General features: G+C 70.3%; 17 protein-coding genes. All 17 read left to right on the top strand.

Annotated features, from left to right (window positions below; genetic code table 11):
- Positions 1-43: 43 nt before the first annotated feature.
- The 17 genes from D3869_RS09565 (at position 44) to D3869_RS09485 (ending at position 18947) form a co-directional block, all read left to right on the top strand.
- The gene (locus tag D3869_RS09565; RefSeq protein ID WP_137139857.1) at positions 44-1573 is read left to right on the top strand and encodes an AMP nucleosidase; all 1530 of its coding nucleotides are present in this window, start codon (positions 44-46) and stop codon (positions 1571-1573) included.
- A 102-nt stretch (positions 1574-1675) separates the two neighbouring features.
- Positions 1676-2749: a lipid A deacylase LpxR family protein gene (locus tag D3869_RS09560; protein WP_137139856.1), complete on the top strand. Its 1074-nt coding sequence runs from the start codon at positions 1676-1678 to the stop codon at positions 2747-2749.
- 209 nt (positions 2750-2958) lie between these two features.
- Positions 2959-3534 carry a septation protein A gene (locus tag D3869_RS09555; RefSeq protein WP_137139855.1) on the top strand — a complete coding sequence of 192 codons (576 nt, stop codon included), beginning with the start codon at positions 2959-2961 and terminating at the stop codon, positions 3532-3534.
- A gap of 31 nt (positions 3535-3565) precedes the next feature.
- Positions 3566-4483: an allantoinase PuuE gene (gene puuE, locus D3869_RS09550; RefSeq protein WP_137139854.1), complete on the top strand. Its 918-nt coding sequence runs from the start codon at positions 3566-3568 to the stop codon at positions 4481-4483.
- Positions 4484-4675: 192 nt separating this feature from the next.
- Positions 4676-5212, top strand: a complete 537-nt coding sequence (locus D3869_RS09545; RefSeq protein WP_137139853.1) for a hypothetical protein — start codon at positions 4676-4678, stop codon at positions 5210-5212.
- The gene (locus D3869_RS09540; protein WP_175426429.1) at positions 5179-5400 is read left to right on the top strand and encodes a hypothetical protein; all 222 of its coding nucleotides are present in this window, start codon (positions 5179-5181) and stop codon (positions 5398-5400) included. Before D3869_RS09545 ends, D3869_RS09540 begins: the two co-directional genes overlap by 34 nt.
- On the top strand, positions 5397-5834 hold the full coding sequence (locus D3869_RS34430) for an SPOR domain-containing protein (protein ID WP_137139851.1): 438 nt from the start codon (positions 5397-5399) through the stop codon (positions 5832-5834). The genes D3869_RS09540 and D3869_RS34430 overlap by 4 nt, the downstream gene beginning before the upstream one ends.
- Before the next feature lie 219 nt (positions 5835-6053).
- Positions 6054-6470 (top strand): response regulator transcription factor, encoded by a 417-nt coding sequence (locus D3869_RS09530; RefSeq protein WP_137139850.1) that lies wholly within the window; start codon positions 6054-6056, stop codon positions 6468-6470.
- Entirely contained in the window at positions 6467-8674 is a 2208-nt protein-coding gene (locus D3869_RS09525; protein ID WP_137139849.1) for a 3'-5' exonuclease, read from the top strand. Before D3869_RS09530 ends, D3869_RS09525 begins: the two co-directional genes overlap by 4 nt.
- Positions 8671-8904 carry a hypothetical protein gene (locus D3869_RS09520; protein ID WP_137139848.1) on the top strand — a complete coding sequence of 78 codons (234 nt, stop codon included), beginning with the start codon at positions 8671-8673 and terminating at the stop codon, positions 8902-8904. Before D3869_RS09525 ends, D3869_RS09520 begins: the two co-directional genes overlap by 4 nt.
- Before the next feature lies 1 nt (position 8905).
- Positions 8906-11695, top strand: coding sequence for a sensor histidine kinase (locus D3869_RS09515; protein WP_137139847.1), 2790 nt, complete (start codon positions 8906-8908; stop codon positions 11693-11695).
- Positions 11696-11820: 125 nt separating this feature from the next.
- Positions 11821-12132, top strand: coding sequence for an STAS domain-containing protein (locus D3869_RS09510; protein WP_137139846.1), 312 nt, complete (start codon positions 11821-11823; stop codon positions 12130-12132).
- On the top strand, positions 12117-12494 hold the full coding sequence (locus D3869_RS09505) for a response regulator (protein WP_014241666.1): 378 nt from the start codon (positions 12117-12119) through the stop codon (positions 12492-12494). Before D3869_RS09510 ends, D3869_RS09505 begins: the two co-directional genes overlap by 16 nt.
- 30 nt (positions 12495-12524) lie before the next feature.
- Entirely contained in the window at positions 12525-14768 is a 2244-nt protein-coding gene (locus D3869_RS09500; protein ID WP_137139845.1) for a chemotaxis protein CheA, read from the top strand.
- 10 nt (positions 14769-14778) lie between these two features.
- On the top strand, positions 14779-15336 hold the full coding sequence (locus tag D3869_RS09495; protein WP_137139844.1) for a chemotaxis protein CheW: 558 nt from the start codon (positions 14779-14781) through the stop codon (positions 15334-15336).
- Between the two features lie 123 nt (positions 15337-15459).
- Positions 15460-18030, top strand: coding sequence for a methyl-accepting chemotaxis protein (locus tag D3869_RS34425; protein ID WP_137139843.1), 2571 nt, complete (start codon positions 15460-15462; stop codon positions 18028-18030).
- Positions 18027-18947 (top strand): CheR family methyltransferase, encoded by a 921-nt coding sequence (locus D3869_RS09485; protein WP_137139842.1) that lies wholly within the window; start codon positions 18027-18029, stop codon positions 18945-18947. Before D3869_RS34425 ends, D3869_RS09485 begins: the two co-directional genes overlap by 4 nt.

Genomic DNA, 18947 nt, shown 5'->3' with positions numbered 1-18947 from the left:
AAAAGGCCTTCCGGCCGCTTCGCCCAAGCCCTATCTGAAGACTATGACGGCTGCCCCAAACTCCCCCTCCCCCGTGCCCCCCGGTCCTGTCGAGCGCTTCACCGACGCGGACGCCGCCCTGGCCCTCGTCAAGGACCTCTACGACCGCAACACCGCCTATCTGCGCGACCGCTTCGCCGCCTTCACCCGCGGCGAAGACGGCGGACGGCGGGAGCAGGCCCATTACCCCTACGTCCGCCTCTCCACCGCCTCGGCGGCCACGGTGGACACGCGGCTGGCCTACGGCTTCGTGGAGGGGCCGGGCACCTACTCCACGACGCTGACCCGCCCCGACCTGTTCGACCGCTATTACCGCGAACAGCTCTCGCTCCTGCTGCGCAACCACCATGTTCCGCTGGAGGTCGGGGTCAGCGACGAGGCGATCCCCATCCATTTCGCCTTCCCGCAGGGCATGCACGTCGAGGGCGACCTGACGCCGGAGCGGCTGGCCGGGCTGCCCGACCTGTTCGACCTGCCCGACCTCGCCCGCATGGACGACACCATCGTCAACGGCACCTACGAGGAGTCGCTGGACGCGGTGAAGCCGCTGGCGCTGTTCACCGCGCCGCGGGTGGATTTCTCGCTGCACCGGCTGCGCCACTACACGGCGACGGCACCGGAGGATTTCCAGAACTTCGTCCTGTTCACGAACTACCAGTTCTATGTGGACGAGTTCATCCGCATGGCCCGCGAGATCATGGAGCCGGCCGCCGATCCCGAGCTGGCCGCCTACCGCAGCCAGTACGACCGCTTCGTCGAGCCCGGCGGCGTCATCGTCCACAACGCCAATCTGGGGGGCAATCCCGGCGAGGCGCCCACCAACGGCGCGCGGCTGCTCCGCCTGCCGCAGATGCCCGCCTACCACCTGACCCGCCCGGACGGCAACGGCATCACGCTGGTCAACATCGGCGTCGGCCCGTCCAACGCCAAGACGATCACCGACCACATCGCCGTGCTGCGCCCGCACGCCTGGATCATGCTGGGCCACTGCGCCGGCCTGCGCAGCACGCAGCGGCTGGGCGACTATGTGCTGGCCCACGGCTATGTCCGCGACGACCATGTGCTGGACGCCGACCTGCCGACCTGGGTGCCCGTCCCGGCGCTGGCCGAGGTGCAGCGCGCGCTGGAGACCGCGGTGGAGCGGGTGACCGGCCTGTCCGGCTACGCGCTGAAGAGCATCATGCGCACCGGCACGGTGGCGACCATCGACAACCGCAACTGGGAACTGCGCGACCACCGCGAGCCGCTGATGCGCTTCAGCCAGAGCCGCGCCGTCGCGCTGGACATGGAAAGCGCCACCATCGCCGCCAACGGCTTCCGCTTCCGCGTTCCCTACGGCACGCTGCTCTGCGTCTCCGATAAGCCGATGCACGGGCAACTGAAGCTGCCGGGCATGGCCGACCGCTTCTACCGCGAGCGGGTGGACCAGCATTTGAAGATCGGCGTGCTGGCCATGGAGCTTCTGCGCGAGCACGGCATGGAGACCCTGCATTCCCGCAAGCTGCGCAGCTTCGCCGAGGCCGCCTTCCAGTAAGCGGCCCTCCGAAAGCCATTTTGCCCCACCCGAAAGTGCAGGCGCCAAAGGGCGCCTGCGCCCTATCTTAGGGTGCTCGGCAACGAAGGGAATTCAACCATTATGGCCGTGCGTGCAGGTTGGAGCGTCATCGCCGCCCTTTCTCTCGGGCTGGCGGCAGGACCGGTGCTGGCGCAAAGCGCACCAGAGGCGGACAATGCTCCAAACACAGACACCGTTCCGCCGGCGGAAACCACGCCCCGGTCCGGCCCGTCCATCGGCGCCTGGGTCGACAACGACCTGTTCGGTGGCGGCACCGACCGTTACTACACGAACGGTGTGCAGTTCTACTACGTCTCCGGCGACCGCCCGACCTACGGCAACATCGACTGGCTGGCCAACCTCGTCCCGTGGATCGGCGAGCATGGGGTGCGGCGCTACGGCATCGCCTTCGGCCAGAACATGTACACCCCCAGCGACATCACCAAGCCCATCCCCGACGCCACCGACCGCCCCTACGCCGGCTGGCTGTACGGGCGCCTGTCGGTGATCTCGGAAGAGACGCGGCAGGTGGACCGCATCGACCTGGACCTCGGCATGGTCGGCCCGGCCTCGCTGGCGGAGCAGACCCAGAAGGCGGTGCACCGCATCGTGCCCGGCGCCCGCTGGCCGGAGGGCTGGGACTACCAGCTCAAGAACGAGCCCGGCATCATCCTCAGCTACGAGCATGTCTGGCGCGCCGAACGCCCGGCCCGCATCGGCCCCTTCGAGGCGGACATCAGCCCCCACGTCGCCGGCAGCGTCGGCAACGTCCTGACCTTCGGCGGGGCGGGCGTCACGATGCGGCTGGGCGGCAACATGGCGCCGCCGGTCGGCGCGCTGATCCTCCGCCCGACCGCCAGCATTCCCTACCAGGACAGCGTGGCCGCGGGGGAGCCGCGCCCGCCCTTCTCCTGGTACGTCTACGCCGGGGCGGAGGGGCGCGCCATCGCCCGCAACATCTTCCTGGACGGCAACAGCTTCCGCGACAGCCGGTCGGTGGACAAGCACAACTTCGTCGCCGCCTTCCAGCTCGGCGTGGCGCTGCGCTACGGCCCGTTCGGCATCTCCTACGCCCAGAACTTCCTGTCGCCAGAGTTCGAGGGGCAGAAATCCTACACCAACTACGGCTCGATCCGCGCCTCCTACCGGTTCTGAGCGCTTCCAAATACCCTCGGCCTTCGATCCCTCTCCCGTCCCGGGAGAGGGAGGGACCCACCGCAAAGCGGTGGGAGGGTGAGGGTGCCGCCAAGGATCAGTGCCTTGATCCTCGCAAGACCCTCACCCGCCCACTGCGTGGGCACCCTCTCCCGGGACGGGAGAGGGATTCACTTTATCCCAAGCCCGGTTCGGTCTATGTGAGGATCATGAACCAATACGCCCGACTGCTGATCGAAGCCGGCCCGCTGGCGGCCTTCTTCATCGCCAATTCCCAGGCCGGCATCATGATCGGCACCGCCGTGTTCATGGTGGCGACCAGCATCTCCGTCCTGATCTCCTGGCGGTTCGAACGCAAGGTGCCGGTGATGCCGGTGGTCGGGGCGGGCTTCGTCCTGCTGTTCGGCGGGCTGACGCTGTGGCTCCAGGACGACCTGTTCATCAAGATCAAGCCGACGCTGGTCAACCTGCTGTTCGCCGCGGTCCTGTTCACGGCGCACCTGACGCGGCGCAACGTGCTGAAGCACGTCCTGGGATCGGTGCTGAACCTGTCCGACGCCGGCTGGAGGACGCTGGCGATCCGCTGGGCGTGGTTCTTCCTGCTGCTGGCCGCGCTGAACGAGGTGGTGTGGCGCACCATGACCACCGACGCCTGGGTGAACTTCAAGGTGTTCGGCATCATGCCCCTGACCCTGCTGTTCAGCGCCCTCCAGGCCCCGCTGATCCTGCGCCATCAGGTGCCGGAGGAGCCACCCGCCGAAAAATCCTCGTCCTCCGCCTCCTGACCGCCCCTCTTCCCTACGGAGCGCACCCGCCATGTCACACGATTACCCGCGCGACCTGATCGGCTACGGGTCCCGTCCGCCGCACCCCTATTGGCCGGGCGGGGCGCGGGTGGCGGTGCAGTTCGTCATCAATTACGAGGAGGGCGGGGAGAACTGCGTCCTGCATGGCGACGCCGCGTCGGAGGCCTTCCTGTCGGAGATCGTCGGCGCCCAGCCCATCGTCGGCATGCGCCACATGAACATGGAGTCGATCTACGAGTACGGCTCCCGCGCCGGCTTCTGGCGGCTGCACCGGATGTTCACCGAGCGCGGCCTGCCGGTGACCGTCTACGGCGTCGCCATGGCGCTGGAGCGCAACCCGGACGCCGTCCGCGCCATGCTGGACGCCGGGTGGGAGATCGCCACCCACGGCTACCGCTGGATCGACTACCAGCATCTGCCGGAGGAGGTGGAGCGCGAGCACATGCTGCGCGCCATCGAGATCCACACCCGCGTCACCGGCTCCCGCCCGCTCGGCTGGTATCTCGGGCGGTGCAGCCCCAACACCTGGAAGCTGGTGTCGGAGGAGGGCGGCTTCCTCTACAACGCCGACAGCTACGCCGACGACCTGCCCTATTGGGACGACCGCTTCGGCCGGCCGCAGCTGATCGTGCCCTACACGCTCGACGCCAACGACATGCGCTTCGCGACCAACCAGGGCTTCAACACCGGCGAGCAGTTCTTCACCTACCTGAAGGACAGCTTCGACGTGCTCTACGCCGAAGGCGAGGACCAGCCGAAGATGATGTCGATCGGGCTGCACTGCCGTCTGGTCGGGCGCCCGGGGCGCGCCGCGGCGCTGGCCCGCTTCCTCGACTATGTGCGGGGCCACGACAAGGCGTGGGTCGCCACCCGGCTGGACATCGCCCGCCACTGGGTGGCCGAGCATCCCTACCGGCCGGCGGCCTGAACCGGCCTGAACCGGGAAAAAGCGACCCGGACGCGCGTCCGCGCCCAACTTTCTCACGCCAATTCGTCGCATCGGCGTTTGAACGAACGTCGAAATACAGTAGAAGGTCTTTGGATCGCGGCGCGGCCCTTTCGGGCCGCGGTCCCGTGACTGCCGATTCCTTGCGATCTTCAACTGGGTGCGCACGCCGCCGTGACGTTCAAGGATGAGATGAAGGCCGCCGGTCAGACGGCGGATCACAAGGCGCGCCCCATGGCCGACGCCCCCGCCGACGATGGCGGGGAGGCCCGGGACGACATCGCCCGCCTTCTGCGCGCCCTCAACGACGATCTGAAGGCCGACCCGGCGGAGGACGACGATCTCCTGTCCCCGGACGCCGGACGGAAGGCGGAGCGGCACCTGCCCATCGGCAAGATCGCCGCGGCGCTGGCCGCCGCCATCGGCATCGGCGCGGTCGTCGTGATGCTGGACCAGGGCGGGGAGGCGCCGTCCGCGCCCCCGGCGCCGCTCATCACCGCCGTCCCCAGCGCCCCGGCCCCGGCGGCGCCTCGCCCGGCGCCGGGACTCCGGCAAAGCCGGAAGCGCTCATCACCCGCGCGGCCCCTGCCCCCGCTCCGGCCCCCGCTGCTCCGGCCCAGCCGCCGATGCAGACGCAGACCGTCGTCGCTCCGGCGCCCACGGTGGCCACCCCGCCCATGGCGCTGCCGCAGATTCCGCCGCCGGCGCTGAAGGTGCCGGAACCGCCGGTCCTGCCGTCGCCCGCTCCCGCCGCCGCCAAGCCGGCCGACCCCGTCCCCGCGCTGCATCCCGCGCCGCACCCTGTGGAAACGGCGGAGAGCGCGAAGCCCCCGGCGCACCCGCCGGCTTCGGCCATGGCCCAGCCCCCGGCCGAGCCCGCCAAGGCCCCGCCCCCGTGAAGGCCGCGGAAACGGCGGAGCTTCAGGCCATGCTGTCGGCCCCGCCCCCGCCGGCCGCGGCCCAGCGCCCGGCCGCCGCGGCGCGCCCAGCGGCGCCGCAGCCCGCCAAGCCGGCGCCCAAGACCGCCTCCACCCCGCCCGCCACGGCGCCATCGTCGGGCGTGCTGACGCCGCCGGCGTCCGCCAGCGTTCCGGACGGGCGCTACGCCGTGCAGGTCGGGTCCTTCCAGCAGGCCGACAACGCCGAAGGGCTGGTCCGCCGCCTGCGCGGTCTCGGCTTCAACGCCTACGCGCTGGGCTGGACCGACGCCGAGCAGCGCTCCTGGCACGTCGTCCGCGTCGGCGGCTACGCCGACACCGCGGCCGCCCGTCAGGCCGCCGCGTCGCTGAAGGGCAAGGTGGAAGCCCAGCCCATCGTCGTCTCAACGCGCTGACCGCAGGCAACGGCGGCACCGCGACAAACTGTCGCCCCCTTCTATTCCGCGTCTTTCCTTTGCAAAAGCCCGCCCGCAATTTCGGTATTGCGGGCGGGCTGCGTCTTGATCTGCCCTTCTCCTTGCCGCTAACATGGGATTGAACAGGCACGCATATTAGAACAAGCGCAGCCGCAAGAAGCCGGCGCATGAGACCGGCGAACCGGAGGAAACCCTGGTATGAAGCCGACGATCCTGGTCGCCGACGATGAGCCCAGCATCGTCCTCTCCCTGCAGGTCCTGTTGCAGAAGGCCGGCTTTGCCGTTCGCATCGCCCGCAATGGCGAGGAAGCCCTTGAATCGGTTGCGGAAAGCACGCCCGACCTGATCCTGCTGGACGCCATGATGCCGCGGCGCGACGGGTTCGACGTCTGCCAGTCGCTGCGCGCCAACCCCGCCCACCAGTCGCTGCCCATCATCATGCTGACGGCCAAGAGCCGCGACGTGGAGCGGCAGAAGGGCATGGCGCTGGGCGCCACCGACTACATCACCAAGCCCTTCTCGACCCGCGACCTCGTCACCACCGTCCGCAAATACCTGAACCCCGAGAGCAACCAGGACAGCGCGCCGGGCGGAACCGCGGAGCCTCAGCCATGAGCGCCCCGGCGACCACCGGAAGTGCCGGGACCGCAGCCCCGGCAACCACCCCGGCGGAGCCGCGCCGGATCATCCCCCTGGCCTTCCACGCCGCCGGCGTCGGCCTGCCCCTGCTGTCGGTGGGGGCTGCGGTCGGCTTCAGCGCCAACAACGACCCGAACGCCTTCGTCACCTACGCCGTCACCATGACCGCCGCCGTCACCGCCGCGGTCTGGGGCCTGTGGGGGCTGGTCGACCGGCGGCTGCTGCGCGCCTCGGAAACGCTGAGCCGCGAGGCTGGGCTGATCGCCCATGGCACGGCGGACGGCAAGACCGGCGCGCGCATCCCGCTGGCCCGCTACGGCGACCTCGCCCCGGTGGCCAAGGCGGTCAACGAGCTGTCGGACAAGCTGGCCGCCGCCCGCCGCGACACCGCCCGCACCGTCGCGGAGTCGACCGCCAAGGCGGAGGAGCAGAAGACGCGGCTGGCCGCCGTCCTGCGCGACCTGCATGAAGGCGTGCTGGTCTGCAACCTCAAGCACCAGATCCTTCTCTACAACCAGACGGCGCTCGACATCCTGCATCTGGCCGGCGACCTCGGGCTGGGCCGCTCCCTGCTGCATTTCGTGGTGGCGGAGCCGGTCATCCACACGCTGGAGCGGCTGACGCTCCGCGTGCGCGAGGGACGGCACGTCAACCACGAGCACGGCACCACCGCCCAGTTCGTCGGCGCCACCACCGACGGGCACATCCTGCTGGCCGGGCGCATGAGCGCCATCCTGCAGGACCCGCCGGAGGGCTCGGACGAGCCACCGACGATCACGGGCTACGTCATCACCCTGTCGGACGCGACCAGCGAACTGGCCGCGCTCGGCCAGCGCGACGCCCTGCTGCGCGAGGCGACGGAAGGCTTCTGCGCGCCCATCGCCAATCTGCGCGCCGTGCTGGAGACGCTGGACGACACGCCGGAGCTGGGGCCGGAGGAGCGCGCCGCCTTCCAAGCCGCGCTGATGGACTCGTCCAACACCCTGTCGGAGCGGCTGGCCCGCGTCACCAACGCGTACCGCAGCGTCGTCACCGGCTCCTGGCCGATGAGCGACATCCACTCCACCAACCTGATCAACCTGATCCGCCACCGGGTCGGGCCGGACGCCCAGTACGGCGTGACGCTGACCGGCCTGCCGCAATGGGTGCACGGCGACAGCTACAGCCTCGTCATCCTGTTCGGCTATCTGATCGAGTACGTCTACGCGCTGACCGGGGTCCCCGCCTACGACCTGTCGGTGGAGCCGGGGGACAGCTGGGTCTATCTCGACATCACCTGGCGCGGCCCGTCGGTGCCCAGCGGCATCGTGGACAGCTGGCTCGACCACCCGCTGCCCGACGCGCTGGGCGGCCTGACGGTCGGCGACGTGCTCCAGCACCACAAGAGCACGATGTGGAGCGAGCCGGTGAAGGGGCCGGGGTCGGAGGGCGAGCTGCTGTCGCGCCTGCGCGTGCCGCTGCCGCCCGCGCTGAAGCCGCCGTCGGCCCACACCGCGGCGCGCGGCGGGGCGCGGCCGGAGTTCTTCGACTTCAACCTGCTGCACCAGCCGCTGGCGACCAGCGAGCTTGGCCGCACGCCGCTCGACCAGCTCCATTACGTGGTCTTCGACACCGAGACGACGGGCCTGTCGCCCAGCACCGGCGACGAGATCATCCAGATCGCCGCCGTGCGCGTCGTCGGCGGGCGCATCCTGACCGGCGAGACCTTCAACACGCTGGTCAACCCGAAGCGGACCATCCCACCGGAATCGATCCCCTTCCACGGCATCACCGACGCGATGGTCGCCGACAAGCCGACCATCGACAAGGTGCTGCCGCAGTTCCGCGGCTTCGTGTCGGGCGCTGTGCTGATCGCCCACAACGCCGCCTTCGACCTGAAATTCCTGAAGATGAAGGAGCGCGCCTCGGGCGTGCGCTTCGACAGCCCGGTTCTCGACACCATGCTGCTGTCGCGGATGCTGCTCGGCGAGGGCGGCGACCACACGCTGGACGGCATCGCCGAGCGGCTGGGGATCGAGGTGGTGGACCGCCACACGGCGCTGGGCGACAGCCTCGTCACCGCCGCGGTCTTCCTGCGCATGGTCGAGATGCTCAAGGAACGCGACGTCCGCACGCTCGACGACGCCATCCGCGGCGCCAACATCATCGTCGAGCTGGCGGCGCGGGAGCGCGCCTTTTGACCGGCGGGCCCGCCCCGCAACCCGCACCCCCTTCACCGCGCCGGGCGGGCGCCGACCGGCTGATCGCGCTGTTCCTGTTCGGCGTGGTCGCCTTCAACCCGCCGCTGCTGCGCGTTTTCGGCGCCGGGGACACGCTGTTCGGCATGCCCCTGCTGTACGTGTACGCCCTGGGGGTGTGGGGCGGGGTGATCGCGCTGTCGGCGGTGCTTCTGGAACGCAGGGGGCGTTGACATGCCCTGGCCCACCATCGTCGCCGCCAGCTTCGCCTATCTGCTCTTCCTCTTCGCCATCGCTTGGTGGGCGGACCGGCGGGCCGACGGCGGGCGCAGCGTCATCGCGTCGCCGTACGTGTACGCGCTCTCGCTGGCGGTCTACTGCACGACCTGGACCTTCTACGGATCGGTCGGGCGGGCGGCGTCGCTGGGCATCGGCTTCCTGCCGATCTATCTCGGCCCGACCCTGCTGATGCTGCTGGGGCCGCTGGTGCTGCGCAAGATCCTGCGCATCGCCAAGGCGCAGCGCATCACCTCCATCGCCGACTTCATCGCCTCCCGCTACGGGCGCAGCCAGGGGCTGGGCGGGCTGGTGGCGCTGACCGCGGTGATCGGGGTGACGCCCTACATCGCCCTGCAGCTCAAGGCCGTGGCGGTCAGCTTCGACGTGCTGTGGGGCACCGACCCGTCCGGCGCCACCGGCGGCCTGTCCCTGCCCGTCGTCCTGGACAACGCCTTCTACGTGGCGGTCGTCATGGCGGCCTTCGCCATCATCTTCGGCACGCGCCACATCGACGCGGCGGAGCATCACGAGGGCATGGTGGCGGCCATCGCCTTCGAATCGGTGGTCAAGCTGGTGGCCTTCCTGGCGGTCGGCGCGGCGGTGGTCTGGGGGCTTCACGACGGCCCGACCGAACTGTTCGCCACGGCTGCGGAGCATCCGGAGATCCGCACCCTCTTCACCTCCACCCCGGCGCTGGCCGACGGGTCGTGGCTGACCATGACGCTGCTGTCGATGGCGGCGGTGCTCTGCCTGCCCCGCCAGTTCCAGGTGACGGTGATCGAGAATGTGGACGAGCGGCACCTGACCCGCGCCCTGTGGCTGTTCCCGCTCTACATGCTGCTGATCAACCTGTTCGTCCTGCCGGTGGCGGTGGCCGGGCTGATGCGCTTCCCCGACCGGGCGGTGGCCCCGGACATGTTCGTGGTGGCGCTGCCGCTGGCCGCCGGCGTGGACTGGCTGGCGCTTCTGGCCTTCATCGGCGGTCTGTCGGCGGCCACCGGCATGATCGTGGTCGAGGCCATCGCGCTCTCCACCATGGTGTGCAACGACATCGTGATGCCGCTTCTGCTGCGCGCCCGCAGCGCCCGGCTGGAGCGGCTGCACGACCTGTCGCCGCTGCTGCTGACCATCCGGCGCGCCGCCATCGTGGCGATCCTGCTGCTCGGCTACCTGTATTTCCGCATCGCCGGCTCGGCCTATGCGCTGAGCGCCATCGGCCTGATCTCCTTCACGGCGGTGGCGCAGTTCGCCCCGGCGCTGATCGGCGGCGTCTATTGGGCGGGGGCGACCCGGCGCGGCGCGCTGGCCGGCCTCAGCGCCGGCATCCTGACCTGGGCCTACACGCTGCTGCTGCCCAGCTTCGCGCGGTCCGGCTGGCTGCCCGCCGCCTTCATCGACCAGGGGCCGTGGGGCGTTGCCCTGCTGCGGCCCTACGCTCTGTTCGGGCTGGACGGCATGGACCCGCTGACCCACGCCCTGTTCTGGAGCATGCTGCTCAACATCGGGCTCTACGTCGTGGTCTCCCTGCTCGACCGCCCCGGTCTGGGCGAGCGGGCGCAGGCCACCGCCTTCGTCGAGGTGTTCCAGCACCGCGACACCCCGCTGCCCGCCGGCGCGTGGCGCGGCACCGCCACGGTCGGCGACCTGCAGCGCATCGTCGCGCGCTTCCTCGGTCCGCAGCGCGCGGAGGCCGCCTTCGCCCAATATGTCCGCCGCAACGGGCCGCTGGAACCGGACCGCCGGGCCGGGGCGGAACTGGTGCGCTTCGCCGAGCGGCTGCTCGCCGGGGCGATCGGCGCCGCCTCGGCGCGGGTGGCCCTGGCCTCCGCGGTCGAAGGCGGCGAGGTCAGCTACCCCGAGCTGATGCGGATGCTCGACGAGACGAGCCACGTCATCGAGTACAGCCGCCAGCTCGAACACAGGACGGCGGAGCTGCAGCGCGCGTCGGCCGCGCTGCGCGCCGCCAACTTGCGGCTGACGGAGCTGGACCGGCTGAAGGACGAGTTCCTGTCCACCGTGACGCATGAGCTGCGCACGCCGCTGACCTCCATCCGCGCCCTGACCGAGGTGCTGCACGACAACCCCGACATCGAGCTGGAGCAGCGGCAGGAGTTCCTCGGCCTCGTCATCACCGAGAGCGAGCGGCTGACCCGCCTCATCAACCAGGTCCTCGACATGGCGAAGATCGAGGCCGGGGAGATCGACTGGCAGGTCCGCCCGATGGACCTCGGCGCCGCGCTGGAGCAGGCGGCGGCGGCCACCGCCCGGCTGTTCCACGAGCGCGGCATCGCGCTGGCCGTCACCATCCCGCACGGCCTGCCACCGGTGCGCGGCGACCACGACCGGCTGGTGCAGGTGGCGGTGAACCTGCTCTCCAACGCCGCGAAATTCACCCCGGCGGGCGGCCGGGCCTCGCTGTCCGTCGCGGCGGAGGACGACCATCTGCGCGTGTCGGTCACCGACAGCGGCCCCGGCATCGCCGCGGAGCATCAGGCCATCGTCTTCGACCGCTTCCGGCAGGTCGGCGACACCATGACCGACAAGCCGCAGGGCACCGGGCTGGGGCTGGCCATCAGCAAGCGCATCGTTGAGCATCTTGGCGGCCGCATCCGGGTCGACAGCGCCCCCGGCAAGGGCGCCACCTTCGCCTTCACCGTTCCTTTGGCAACAGCGGCAACAGCCGTGTCACAAAACGATCAAACCGCGAAAGAACCGGACCACACCGCCGGAACGCGCTCCGGTTGACACAGGTCAGTCCAGTTGCCTTAACGAATCCTTATACGTGTTTCAGGCAGGTTTTTTACCAAATGCCGGACATGAACAGTCTCCCGGACGGGGCATTGCCCGGTCGGGTTGCAAGGAGACGGGCGGTGACCTTGATCAAGTGGAGCGACGAGGGGGGAACGGTGCGGCTGGGCCTGCCCAGCGACCTCGACCTCGCCATGGCGCAGCCCCTGCTGGACAGCCTGCGCGCCGGCTTCGCCGCGTCCCAAACCGTGGTCGCCGAGGCCGCGGCCGTGGAGCGGGTCAGCACCGCCTGCGTCCAGGCGCTCCTCGTCGCCTCCCGGCACGCCGCCGAACAGAACCGTACGTTCGCCATCGCCCAGCCGTCCGAGGTCCTGGCGGAAGCCTGCGAGGATCTGGGGCTGGACGGCTGGTTGAAGCAATGGAGCCAAGCGTGAAGAAGAAGGTACTCACCGTCGACGATTCGCGGACCATGCGGGACATGGTCTCCTTCACGCTGAAGGGCGCCGGCTACGACGTGGTCGAGGCCGCCGACGGCCAGCAGGCGCTGGGCGTCATCGGCGCCAACAAGGTGGACCTCGTCATCACCGACCTGAACATGCCGGTGATGGACGGGCTGACCCTGATCCGCCGCCTGCGCGCCACCCCGGCGCACCGCACGCTGCCCATCCTGATGCTGACCACCGAGGCCGACGAGAAGAAGAAGTCCGAAGGCCGGGCGGTGGGGGCGACCGGCTGGATCGTGAAGCCCTTCAACCCGGAGAAGCTGATCTCCGTCGTCCAGAAGGTGTGCGGCTGACGCCGCGTCCTGGCTTGTGAGGGGGCGTCCGTGGAAGACCTGAGCCGGTTCAAGCAAACCTATTTCGACGAAAGCGCGGAGCTGCTGGAGGTCGCCGAGGCCGGCCTGCTGCGGCTGACGCCGGGCGAGGTCGATTCCGACGAGGTCAACGCCATCTTCCGCGCCGTCCATTCCATCAAGGGCGGCGGCGGCGCCTTCGGCTTCACCGAGCTGGTCGCCTTCGCGCACGAGTTCGAGACGGTGATGGACGGGGTGCGCAACAACACCGTCCCCGTCACGACGGAGCTGGTGGACACGCTGATCCGCGCCAACGACCTGCTGGGCCAGATGCTGGCCTACGCGCGCGAAGGCGACCCCGCCCCGGCGGGGACCACCGACGGCACCGTGGCCGCCCTGCGCCGCCATCTGTCGGGCGGGGCTCCGCAGGTCCAGGCTCCGGCGGCCGCCCCCGCCGCTCCGGCGCCCGCCCCCGTCTACGCCGACGACGAGGACGACGAGGCCGGGCTGTTCGGCGACGCCATGGCGGCCATCGCCGCCGCCCGCGCGGAGGAGGACCCGGTTCCCCCCGGCAAGCTGCGCTGGACCATCGTCTTCCGGCCGCGGCCCGACCTGCTGATGTCGGGCAACGAGCCGGCCTTCATGCTGCGCGCGCTGCGCCGGCTGGGCGACGCCACCGTCGAATGCCACACCGACGCCCTGCCCAACCTCCAGAACCTGGAAGCGGAGCTTCTCCACCTCTCCTGGACGGTCACGCTGATCGCCGACGCGGACGTCGATCTGGACAAGATCAACGACGTCTTCGAGTTCGTGGCCGACGACTGCGACATCCGCATCACCGCGGAGGCCCCGCCTCCCGCCGCCCCCGAGGCGCCGCCCCCCGTCACCGATCCGGTGCCCGTCGCCGCCGCGGCCCCGCAGGCGGTGGTCGCCGCGGTCCCCGAAGCGCCCCCCAAAACCCTCGGGGCCGACGCTCCGAAGGCCGAGGCCGCCCGCCCGCGCCCCAACGGCGGCGGGGCGGAGCACGCCGGGCTGACGAGCCACACCATCCGCGTCGATCTCGACAAGATCGACCGGCTGGTCAACATGGTCGGCGAGATGGTTATCACCCAGGCGATGATCGCCGAGCATGTGCGCGAGCTGCCCCCCGGCGAGTTCCAGGAGCTTCTGGAAGGGCTGGAGCAGCTGGCCCAGCACACCCGCGAGCTGCGCGAGAGCGTGATGTCGATCCGCGCCCAGCCGGTGTCGAGCGTCTTCTCCCGCATGCCGCGGCTGGTCCGCGAATGCGCCGCCACCACCGGCAAGGAGGTCCAGCTCGTCACCAGCGGCGAGACGACCGAGGTGGACAAGACGGTGGTGGAGAACCTCGTCGATCCGCTGACCCACATGATCCGCAACTCCATCGACCACGGGCTGGAAGGGCCGGAGGAGCGGGAGCGCGTCGGCAAGCCGCGCGCCGGCACCGTGCACCTGTCGGCGCAGCACCGCTCGGGCCGCATCGTCATCGAGATCACCGACGACGGGCGCGGCATCAACCGGCCCAAGGTGCTGTCCAAGGCCATCGAGAAGGGGCTCGTCCAGCCGGGCGCCACCCTGTCGGACGAGGAGATCGACAACCTGATCTTCCTGCCCGGCTTCTCCACCGCCGATCAGGTGTCCAACCTGTCGGGCCGCGGCGTCGGGATGGACGTGGTGCGGCGGAACATCACCTCGCTCGGCGGGCGCATCGGCGTCTACTCCACGCCGGGCGAGGGCTCGCGCTTCGTGCTGTCGCTGCCGCTGACCCTGGCGGTGCTCGACGGCATGGTGATCTCGGTCGGCGAGGAGCGCTTCGTCCTGCCGCTGACCAACATCGTGGAGAGCCTGCGCCCCAAGGCGGCGGACCTGCACGGGCTGGTCGGCAAGTGCGACGTGATGATGGCCCGCGGCGAGTATGTGCGGCTGGTCTACCTGCACCAGCTGTTCGGCATCCCCGGCGCCGTCGCCGACCCCACCCGCGCGCTGGTCGTGCTGGTGGAGACGGAGGACGGCTCCCGCCTCGGCCTCGTCGTGGACGAGGTTCTGGGCCAGCAGCAGGTCGTCATCAAGAGCCTGGAAGCGAACTTCCGCCGCCTCGACGGCGTGGCAGCCGCGACCATCCTGGGCGACGGGCGCGTCGCCCTGATCCTGGACGTCGCCGGCCTGCGCGAGATGAGCCGGCACATGGATTCCAGGGCGCCGCGTCCGCCGTCTTCGCCGGTGGCCGCGCTGCCCGCACCCGCACTCGAACCGGTCTGAGGCCACAGCGATGAGCAGTTCCACCGCGCTCGCCACCGTCGGCGGTAGCCGCACCGACGCCCGCAACGACGTCATGGCGGTCAACGCCGCCGAGGAGCAGTACGTCACCTTCACCGTCGGCAGCGAGGAGTACGGCGTCAACATCCTGTCGGTCCGCGAGATCCGCGGCTGGACGCCGGAAAGCCGCCTGCCGAACCTGCCGGACTATGTGCGCGGCGTCATCAACCTGCGCGGCATCATCATCCCGATCTTCGACCTGCGCGCCCGCTTCGGCGGCGGCGCCACGTCGGTCACCAAGCGCCACGTCGTGGTGGTCATCCAGGTGGGGGAGCGCACCCGCGGCATCCTGGTCGACGCCATCTCCGACATCCTGGCGATCGGCCACGACGCCATCAAGCCGCCACCCGACGTGGACGGCGGCATGGTCGACGCCGAGTATCTCAGCGGCCTCTACACCGCCGACGACCGCATGGTCACGCTGCTGAACGTCGAGAAGCTGTTCTCCGTCGAGAACAGCGAGCTGGACTCGGCGACCAGGGCCCTGCCGGCGCTGGAGCGCGCGTCCTGAACAGCGCCCCACGGAGGTGCCCGCACAGGCGCCGACGGGGGTGCGTCATGTCGCGGCTTTTCACACGGGTTTGTTTCAAATAAGGGCTAACGCCGGTACGACGCGGCGGGCAAGGGGGACGGCATGGCGAAAGGGGTCGGTTCGTTCGTTGGGGCGATGGGCATCTCGAAGCGGCTGTGGCTGGCCTTCGCGCTCCTGCTCGCCCTGCTGGCCGCCCAGGTCGCCGCCAGCCTGCTGAGCATCCGCAGCCTGAACGGCAGCGTCGACGCGGTGCTCTCCAGCGGCGAACTCGCCACCTTCGCCAAGGACCTCTCGGCCCGCCTCGCCAACCAGCGAATCCACGGGCGCGACTATCTGGTGTCCGGCGATCCCGCCGCGCTCAACCGCCAGCGCGCGTTGCGCGCCGAGTTCGATCAGGCGCTGGCTGCCCACGGCGCGGCCATCCAGCGCTCCAGCCAGGCGGCGGCCTTCGCCGAGCTGGCGCGGCTGCACACCGAATACCACACCCAGTTCGAGGCGATCCGCGTCGTCCGCGACCGCTACGACGCGGCCATCCGCCAGACCATGGACCCGCTGGGCACCCAGATCACCGCGACGCTGGAGCGCATCGTCGAGGGCGCCCGGGCCACCGGCGACAAGGACGCCGCCCTGGTCGGGGAGGAGATGGAGAAGCACTGGGTGCTGAGCCGCCTCTTCGCCAACCGGGCGCTCGGCATGCGCGACGCCGCCGCCGCGGGGCCGATGGAAAAGAACCTGGACGAGATGCTGGAGCATGTGCGCGAGGCGCAGTCCCTGCTGACCGAACCCGGCGTGGCGGCGCTGCTGCGCGAGGTGGCGGAACGGGCGCCGGGCTACCGCACCGCCTTCCGCGACGCCGTCGCCGCCGACAAGGAGATCGACCGCCTGCGCGCCGAGATCGTCGCCAAGATCGTCACCGCCCTGACCGCGACGATCGACTCGATCGCCACCGCCATCCAGGCCGAGCAGAAGGGAATCGAGACCCGCGCCGAGGCCGAGGTGGGGAACAGCGTCCTGTTGGCCCTGCTGCTGGGCGGCCTGTCGCTGCTGCTGGGCATTGGCGCCGCCCAGGTCATCGCCCGTTCGATCACCGGCCCGGTCCAGGGCATCCGCAAGGTGATGACCGACCTCACCGACGGCCATCTGTCGGTCACCGTCCCCCACACCGACGGGCGCGACGAGCTGGGCGCGATGGCCCGCGCCGTCGCCGCCTTCAAGGAGGACGCGGTGACCGCCGTGCGGGCCGGGATCGCGCTCGACCGCGTGTCGTCCTGCATCATGACCGTGGGCGAGGACGGGACGGTCACCTATTGCAACGCCGCCGCCCTCGCGATGTTCAAGGCCGCCGAGAGCGACCTGCGCCAAGCCCTGCCCGCCTTCGACGCCGCCGGGCTGATCGGGACGACTCTCGACGCGCTCGACACCGAGGCCCCGCGCCTGCGCTCCAGCCTGACCGGCCTCGCCAGCCCCCACAAGGGCATGGTCAAGGCGGGCCGCCGCAGCTTCGAGATCACCGCCAGCCCGGTCGCCGGGCGCCACGGCGAGAAGCTGGGTCTCGTCGTCGAATGGCGCGACCTGACGGCGGAACTGTCCATCGAGGCGGAGATCGCCGCCATGGTGGACAGCGCCGTGCGCGGCGACTTCTCCCAGCGGATCGCGCTCGACGGCAAGACCGGCTTCTTCCGGCTGGTCAGCGAAGGCATGAACCGGCTGGCCGGCAACGTCTCCGGCGTGACCGAGGATCTGGCCGCCATGCTGGAATCGCTGTCCCAGGGCGACCTGTCGCGGCGCATCGACAAGCCGTACGAGGGCGTGTTCCTGCGCCTGAAGGACGATTTCAACGGCACGGCGGAAAAGCTGTCGGAGATCGTCCGCCGCATCAACGGCGCCGCCGAATCCATCGCCGCGGCCAGCCGCGAGATCGCCGACGGCAGCCTCGACCTGTCCGAGCGCACCGAGCAGCAGGCCTCCTCGCTGGAGGAGACGGCGGCGAGCATGGAGGAGCTGGCGGCCACCGTCCGCTCCAACGCCGACAACGCCCAGCAGGTCAACGCCTTCGCCAACGACGCCCGCCGCGCCGCCGAGAAGGGCGGTCAGGTCGCCGCCAGCGCCGTGGAGGCGATGCGCGGGATCGAGCGCTCGTCGCAGAAGATTTCCGACATCATCGGGGTGATCGACGAGATCGCCTTCCAGACCAACCTGCTGGCGCTGAACGCGGCGGTGGAGGCGGCGCGGGCCGGCGACGCCGGGCGCGGCTTCGCGGTGGTGGCGCAGGAGGTGCGCAACCTCGCGCAGCGCTCCGCCCAGGCGTCCAAGGAGATCAAGACGCTGATCCTCGACAGCGGGGCGCAGGTCAAGGACGGGGTGGAGCTGGTCCGCTCCGCAGGCTCCTCGCTGACCGACATCGTGGCGGGCATCGCGCGGGTCGCCGACCTCGTGTCGGAGATCGCCCGCGCCACCGCCGAGCAGGCGTCCGGCCTGGATGAGGTCAACACCGCCGTCGCCCAGATGGACGAGATGACCCAGAAGAACGCCGCACTGGTCGAGGAAAGCACCGCCGCCGCCCGCTCGCTGGAGGAGCAGGCCGGTCAGCTCCGCCAGCAGATGGCCTTCTTCTCGCTGGACGCCAACCAGACCCACGGCGCGCCCGAGCTGGCCCGCGGACGGGCGGCATGACCACGGCCCCCAGCCCTTCCCCCGCACCCGGCTCGGCCCCGGCCGACCGCGACGCCGTCCCCGCGGCGACGTCGGGCCGGCGGGAGTTCCCGTTCGAGCGGCGGCACTTCGACTTCATCGCCCATATGCTCTACCAGCTCGCCGGGATCGCGCTGGCCCCGCACAAGATCGAGATGGTCTATTCCCGCCTCGCCCGGCGGCTGCGCGACCTGCGCCTGAGCGACTTCGACAGCTACTGCGCCCTGCTGGAGAGCGAGGAGGGGGCGAACGAGGTCGGCTTCCTGGTCAACGCCCTGACCACCAACCTGACCAGCTTCTTCCGCGAATCGCACCATTTCGACTTCCTGGCGAAGACCGCGGTGCCGGAGATGCGCGCCCGCCACGCCGGGGAATCCTCCCACCCGCGGCTGCGCATCTGGTCCGCCGGCTGCTCCTCCGGGCAGGAGCCCTACAGCATCGCCATGGTTCTGGCCTCCAGCTTCGGGCCGGAGCTGCGGCGCTGGGACGCGAAGATCCTGGCGACCGACATCGACACCCACATGGTCGACACCGCCCGGCGCGGCGTCTATCCCGCCGATCTGGCGAACAGCATCCCGGCCCCCCTGCGCGACCGCTTCACCCGGCGCCAGCGCGAGGGCGGCGAACCGATGGTGGCGATGGAGGAGGAGCTGAAGCGGCTGATCACCTTCAAGCCGCTGAACCTGCTGGAGCACTGGCCCATGAAGGGGCCGTTCGACGCGATCTTCTGCCGCAACGTGCTGATCTATTTCGACCGCGTCGGGCGGACCCAGGTGATCGGCAACTTCGCCCGCATGCTGGAGCCCGGCGGCTATCTGTTCCTCGGCCATTCGGAGAGCCTGTACGGCGTGTCGGACCGCTTCCGCCAGACCGGCCCCACCATCTACCGGAGGCTGTGA

The organism is Azospirillum brasilense (assembly GCF_005222205.1).
GTDB lineage: Bacteria > Pseudomonadota > Alphaproteobacteria > Azospirillales > Azospirillaceae > Azospirillum > Azospirillum brasilense_G.
The sequence above is the reverse complement of the archived record's forward strand: the minus strand, read 5'-3'. Positions and strand labels throughout refer to the sequence as shown.